This window comes from Nocardia sp. NPDC004722, from assembly GCF_053601505.1.
This window is the reverse complement of sequence record NZ_JBSGBY010000616.1, coordinates 1-4890: the sequence shown is the minus strand read 5'-3', so window position 1 is coordinate 4890 and position 4890 is coordinate 1. Positions and strand designations below refer to the sequence as shown.

General features: G+C 69.7%; 5 protein-coding genes and 1 pseudogene. 4 read left to right on the top strand and 2 right to left on the bottom strand.

The window, feature by feature from the left end; all coding sequences use genetic code 11:
- From ACWELQ_RS38115 to ACWELQ_RS38100, 4 genes are all read left to right on the top strand, one after another.
- On the top strand, positions 1-800 hold an 800-nt coding region (locus tag ACWELQ_RS38115), incomplete at its 5' end, for an AMP-binding enzyme (RefSeq protein WP_452401873.1).
- On the top strand, positions 793-1893 hold the full coding sequence (locus ACWELQ_RS38110; RefSeq protein ID WP_452401872.1) for an isochorismate synthase: 1101 nt from the start codon (positions 793-795) through the stop codon (positions 1891-1893). The genes ACWELQ_RS38115 and ACWELQ_RS38110, both read left to right, overlap by 8 nt.
- Complete coding sequence (locus ACWELQ_RS38105) at positions 1890-3068, top strand: thiolase family protein (RefSeq protein ID WP_452401871.1); 1179 nt, start codon at positions 1890-1892, stop codon at positions 3066-3068. Before ACWELQ_RS38110 ends, ACWELQ_RS38105 begins: the two co-directional genes overlap by 4 nt.
- A 21-nt stretch (positions 3069-3089) precedes the next feature.
- Positions 3090-4001, top strand: a complete 912-nt coding sequence (locus tag ACWELQ_RS38100) for a UbiA family prenyltransferase (RefSeq protein ID WP_452401870.1) — start codon at positions 3090-3092, stop codon at positions 3999-4001.
- Positions 4002-4019: 18 nt separating this feature from the next.
- On the opposite strand, the gene ACWELQ_RS38095 is transcribed toward ACWELQ_RS38100, so the two are convergent.
- Both ACWELQ_RS38095 and ACWELQ_RS38090 read right to left on the bottom strand, forming a co-directional pair.
- Positions 4020-4592: a TetR/AcrR family transcriptional regulator gene (locus ACWELQ_RS38095; protein WP_452401869.1), complete on the bottom strand. Its 573-nt coding sequence runs from the start codon at positions 4590-4592 to the stop codon at positions 4020-4022.
- A pseudogene (locus ACWELQ_RS38090) lies at positions 4589-4890 on the bottom strand (hypothetical protein); the annotation flags it as partial. The pseudogene ACWELQ_RS38090 and the gene ACWELQ_RS38095, both read right to left, overlap by 4 nt.

The window sequence follows — 4890 nt, the reverse complement described above, 5'->3', positions numbered from 1 at the left end:
GGGTCGCGACGCTGCGCGAGGGCCGTTTCGATCCGGCCGTGTTCGCCGACGCGGCGCACCGCATGCCCGCCGGGCGGCGCTACACCTCGCTGGTGCCCACCCAGGTGTCGCGGCTGCTCGCCGATCCCGAATCCCGCGCCGCGCTGGGCCTTTTCGACACCGTGCTGATCGGTGGGGCCCGCCTGGACGAGGCGACCGATCGCCGGCTGCGCGAAGTGACCGACGCCGTGGTGACCTACGGCATGACCGAGACCTGCGGCGGCTGCGTCTACGACGGGGTCCCGCTGGCCGGGGTCGAGGTGCGCGTCATCGACGACATCATCCACCTCGGCGGCGACGTGATCGCCGACGGCTACCTGGAGTCCGCGGCCGACTCGCCCTTCTACACCGAAGGAGGGACCCGCTGGTACCGCACCGCCGACCGCGGATCGCTCACCGACGGCGTGCTCGTACCGACCGGCCGGATCGACGACCTCATCAACACCGGCGGCGTCAAGGTCTCCGCGATCGCCATCGAACAGGCCCTGGCCGAGGTGCCCGCCATCGCGTCCGTCGTGGTCATGGGCGTCCCCGACCCCGAATGGGGTGAACTCGTCGGCGCGTATGTGGTACCGCGGCAAGGTGTTCCGATGCCGGAACCGGAACTGCTGCGCGACCGGGTGCGGCAGCGGCTGGGCCGCGCCGCCGTCCCGAAGCGCTTCATCCTCGGCAGCGAACTGCCGCTGCTGCCCAATTCGAAGATCGACCGCCGCGCCGTCCACGCCCGGCTGACAACCGGAACGGAGCCCGCGCGTGCGTGAACCAGTGCGATTTCGCCTCGGCGGCGCGAACGGCCCGGTGGGCCTCGACGGCCCGCTGATCTGCTATCACAGCCTCACCGAGGCCGAGGCCGCGGTGCGCGCGGGCAACTACGGTGATCTCGTCGCCGGGTCCATCCCGTTCGACGACGACACCGCCAATCACTCGCTGTATCTGGGCTGGCGCACCGCTCCCCGGCCTGGCGCCGACTCGAAGACCAACGCGGCGGCTCACTTTCGCGCCGACATCGACTTCAACGACGCCTCGATCGCGAGCTACCTGCGCCTGATCGACGATGCACTGGCACTGTTGCGGTCGCCGGATTCGGCGCTCGAGAAGATCGTCATCGCGCGGTCGGAACGCTACTTCTACGACGGTGTCGTGGACCCGGTCCGCCTCTTCGAGCGGATCGCGGCGCTGTACCCGAACGCACGCAACTACTTCGTCGAACACCTGGATCATCCGGGCGTGTACACGATGGGCGCGAGCCCGGAGTTGTTCCTGCGCAAGACCAGCTACACGATCACCATGACGCCGCTGGCCGGGACCGTCACCCGCGATACCCGCCTGCCCGAATCCGAGGATCGCGGCCGCGCCCAGGCGCTGCTGTTCGACGAGAAGTACCTCGCCGAGCACCGGCATCTGGTCGACTTCATGGTCAAGGGGCTGGCCCCGTTCTGCGCGGACCTCGACTACCCCGACGAACCCGAACTGGTGACCGCTCCGGGCCTGTGGCACTTGGGAACTCCCATCACCGCCCGGCTGCTCGACGACGAGACGCCGGTCGCCGACCTGGTCGCGACGCTGCATCCCTCCCCCGCCGTCTGCGGCGTCCCGCAGGAGGAGGCGCGGCGCATGATCGCCGGGTACGAATCGGCGCGGGCGTACTACGGCGGGCTGGTCGGCTGGCTCGACGCCGCGGGCGACTGCGAGTTCCACATGGCGTTGCGCGGGCTCGAACTCGATTCGCACCGTGGGCATCTGACGCTGCGCGCCGGCGGCGGCATCGTGTCGCGCAGCCGCGTCGACACCGAATTCGCCGAGACCTCCGCCAAACTCGCCACCATGCGCCGGGTGCTGGGGATCCCGCGATGAGCAGGCGCGACGCGGTCATCGTCGCGGCGGTCCGCACGCCGATCGGCCGGGGCAAGCAGGGCGGCGCGCTCGACGGCGTGCACCCGGTGGATCTGATGGCGCACAGTCTGCGCGCGGTGGTCGCCGAGGCGGGGATCGAACCCGGGCTCGTCGACGAGGTGATCGGCGGCGTGGTCAGTCAGGTCGGCGAGCAGGCGACCAATGTGACCCGCCGTGCGGCGCTGGCGGCCGGGCTGCCGGAGTCGGTGCCCGCCAGCACCATCGACCGCCAGTGCAGCGCGAGCCAGCAGGCCTTGCGTTTCGCCGCGCACGCGGTGATCGCGGGCGACTGCGAGCTGGTGATCGCCACCGGGGTGGAATCGGTGAGCCGAATTCCCATGGGCACCAGCCTGCTCGACGCCGACAACCTCACCGGGTCGGCGTTCCTGGAACGGTATCCGCAGGGCGTGCCATGGCAGGGCATCAGCGCCGAACTCATCACCGCGCGTTGGGGATTCAGCCGCGCCCAGCTCGACGACTACGCGCTCGAGAGCCACCGCCGCGCCGCCGACGCCACCAAGAACGGCCATTTCGACGCCGAGCTGACCCCGCCGATCAACCAGCTGGCCCTCGACGAGGCCATCCGATTCGACGCCAGCGCAACGGGACTCGGCGCGCTGCCCTCGGCGTTCCGCAATGACGCGATCGCCGCCCGCTTCCCCGAGATCCAATGGCACATCACCGCGGGCAATGCCAGCCAGCTCGGCGACGGCAGCGCGGCGGTAATGGTGACGACCAGCGAGAACGCCCGCAAGCTCGGCCTGACCCCGCTGGCCCGCATCCGCAGCCACATCGCCGTCGGCGACGACCCGTTCCTCATGCTCACCGCGGTCATCCCCGCCACCGAGAAGGTGTTGAAGCACAGCGGACTTCACCTCTCCGACATCGATCTGCTCGAAGTCAACGAGGCCTACTCCAGCGTCGTGCTGGCCTGGGCCCGGGAAACCGGGGCCGACCTGAACCGCGTCAACGTCCACGGCGGCGCGATCTCCCTGGGCCACCCCCTCGGCGCGAGCGGCGTCCGCATCACCGCGACCCTCCTGCACGCACTGCGCGAACGCGGCGCCCGCTACGGCCTCCAAACCATGTGCGAATCCGGCGGCCAAGCGAATGCGATGATCTTGGAAATGCTCTGACGCTCGACCCGAAAGCCCCTGGTGACCAACCCGACCGCAACGCCGCGCAGCCTGCCGAAGAATCTCGGATTCGCTGTGGCGGAAAGCCGTCCGATCGTGCAGGCCATGTTCGCGCTGCGATTCGTCGCCGGAAGCCTGCTCGGCGCGGCCTCCGGGGCGGACCCCGTCTTCGGCGCGGCCTATCCGTTGCGGTTGCTGGCGTGGGTGCTGGCGACCTTCGCGATCTATGTCTACAACGGGGTGGCCGACGCGGAGGCCGACCGCATCAACGGTGTCGGTCGCCCGATCGGCCGCGGTGACCTGGATCCGGTGCGCGCCGGACGCATCGCGGCCGCGGCCGCCGTGCTGTCGGTCGTGTTGACGCTGCCGGACCTCGCGACCGTGCCGGTGCTGCTGGTGTATCTGCTGCTCGGCTATCTGTATTCGGCTCAGCCGATCAAGCTCAGCCGCAGCTTTCCCGGTTCGGCGCTGAGCGTCTTCGGCGTCGGCGTGCTCATCTACGTGGCCGGTGCCCTCGCCGCCGAGGTCCGGCCCTCGGCCACGCTGCTCGCGCTCGCGGTGCTGATGGCCGCGTGGATGGGGCTGATCGGGGTGAACGTCAAGGACTTCTCGGATGTGGCCGGGGACCGCGAGTCTCGCCCTTGGACGCTGGTGGCGCTGCTGCCCGAGGCCACCGTGCGCCGCATCGTGACGGGGACGGCCGTCGTTTTCGCGGCCGCAGCGATCACCGCCGCGTTCCTCCTGCCGCGGCTGGCGGTGGTGGCGGTGGTCCTGGTCGCCGGGGCCCTCGCGGTCGTGGTGACCACGCGCACAACCACTTTCGCCGATCCTCGTCACCGCAGCCGCCGCCCCTACTACGCGTTCATGCTCACCCAGTTGATCGCGAATCTGGTGCTGATCGCGCAGAACGGGCTCGTGCTGCTGCGCCGGTGAGCGGACTCCGCCGGGGTCTCAGTCCGGGGACAGGGCCAGGCGGAGGAAGGCGGTCGACTGGTCGCGGACTCGGAGTTGGGTGAGTCCGTCCGAGCCTGCTCGTAGCGCTGAGAGCAGGGCGGAGACCAGGACTGAGAGTAGGACTTCGCCGGCGATGTGCGGGTCGAGGCCGGGGTCGAGGTAGCCTGCGGTGATGCCGTGGCGGATGATGTCCACTGATTGTTCGGCGTAGCCGTGGGCGTTGTGCATGCAGCGCTGTAATACTCGGTCGTCGATGGCGGAGGCTTCCATCAGGAAGAAGTGGACCAGGCCGGGTTCGGTGGCTACCAGGTCGTAGAGGCGGTCGATGACGCGGGCGTAGCGGGCGCAGAAGGCGTCCATGGAGGTCGGGGGCTCGTCGCCCTCGGGGCCCAGGACCCGGTCGCGGAGTTGGGTGAAGCAGTGGTCGATGACGGCGTCGAGGATGTCGCGCTTGTTGGTGAAATAGTTGTAGAAGGTGCCGTGGCTGACCCCGGCGGCGGCCGCGATATCGTCCACGCCGATGCCGCGGAAACCCCGGGTCAGCACCAATTCGTAGGCCGCCGAGATCAATTCGCCGCGGCGGCGCTCGATGCGGGTCCGGCCGCCGGCGGGCGCAGCGTCTTCTCCACCAGGCTCAGCGCCACGCTCATGCTGCGCGCGCGGAGGGCCGGACTGCCCGCGCCCAGCAGTTCCCGCACGATCCACGGCCCGGCCATGGTGAAGATGGTGTGCCCCAGCACTTCCGGGTCGATGTCGGGACGGATCCAACCTTCCTCCATGCCACGTGTCAGTTCCCCCGTGATCAATGCGGACGTCATCGCCTCCAGACCGAAGAGCCGATGCGACAGTTCGGGATCGATGGCCCCCG

Excerpts from the sequence above, each read along its gene's own strand:
- ACWELQ_RS38105 (WP_452401871.1), top strand. The coding sequence starts at position 1,890 with ATGAGCAGGCGCGACGCGGTCATCGTCGCGGCGGTCCGCACGCCGATC.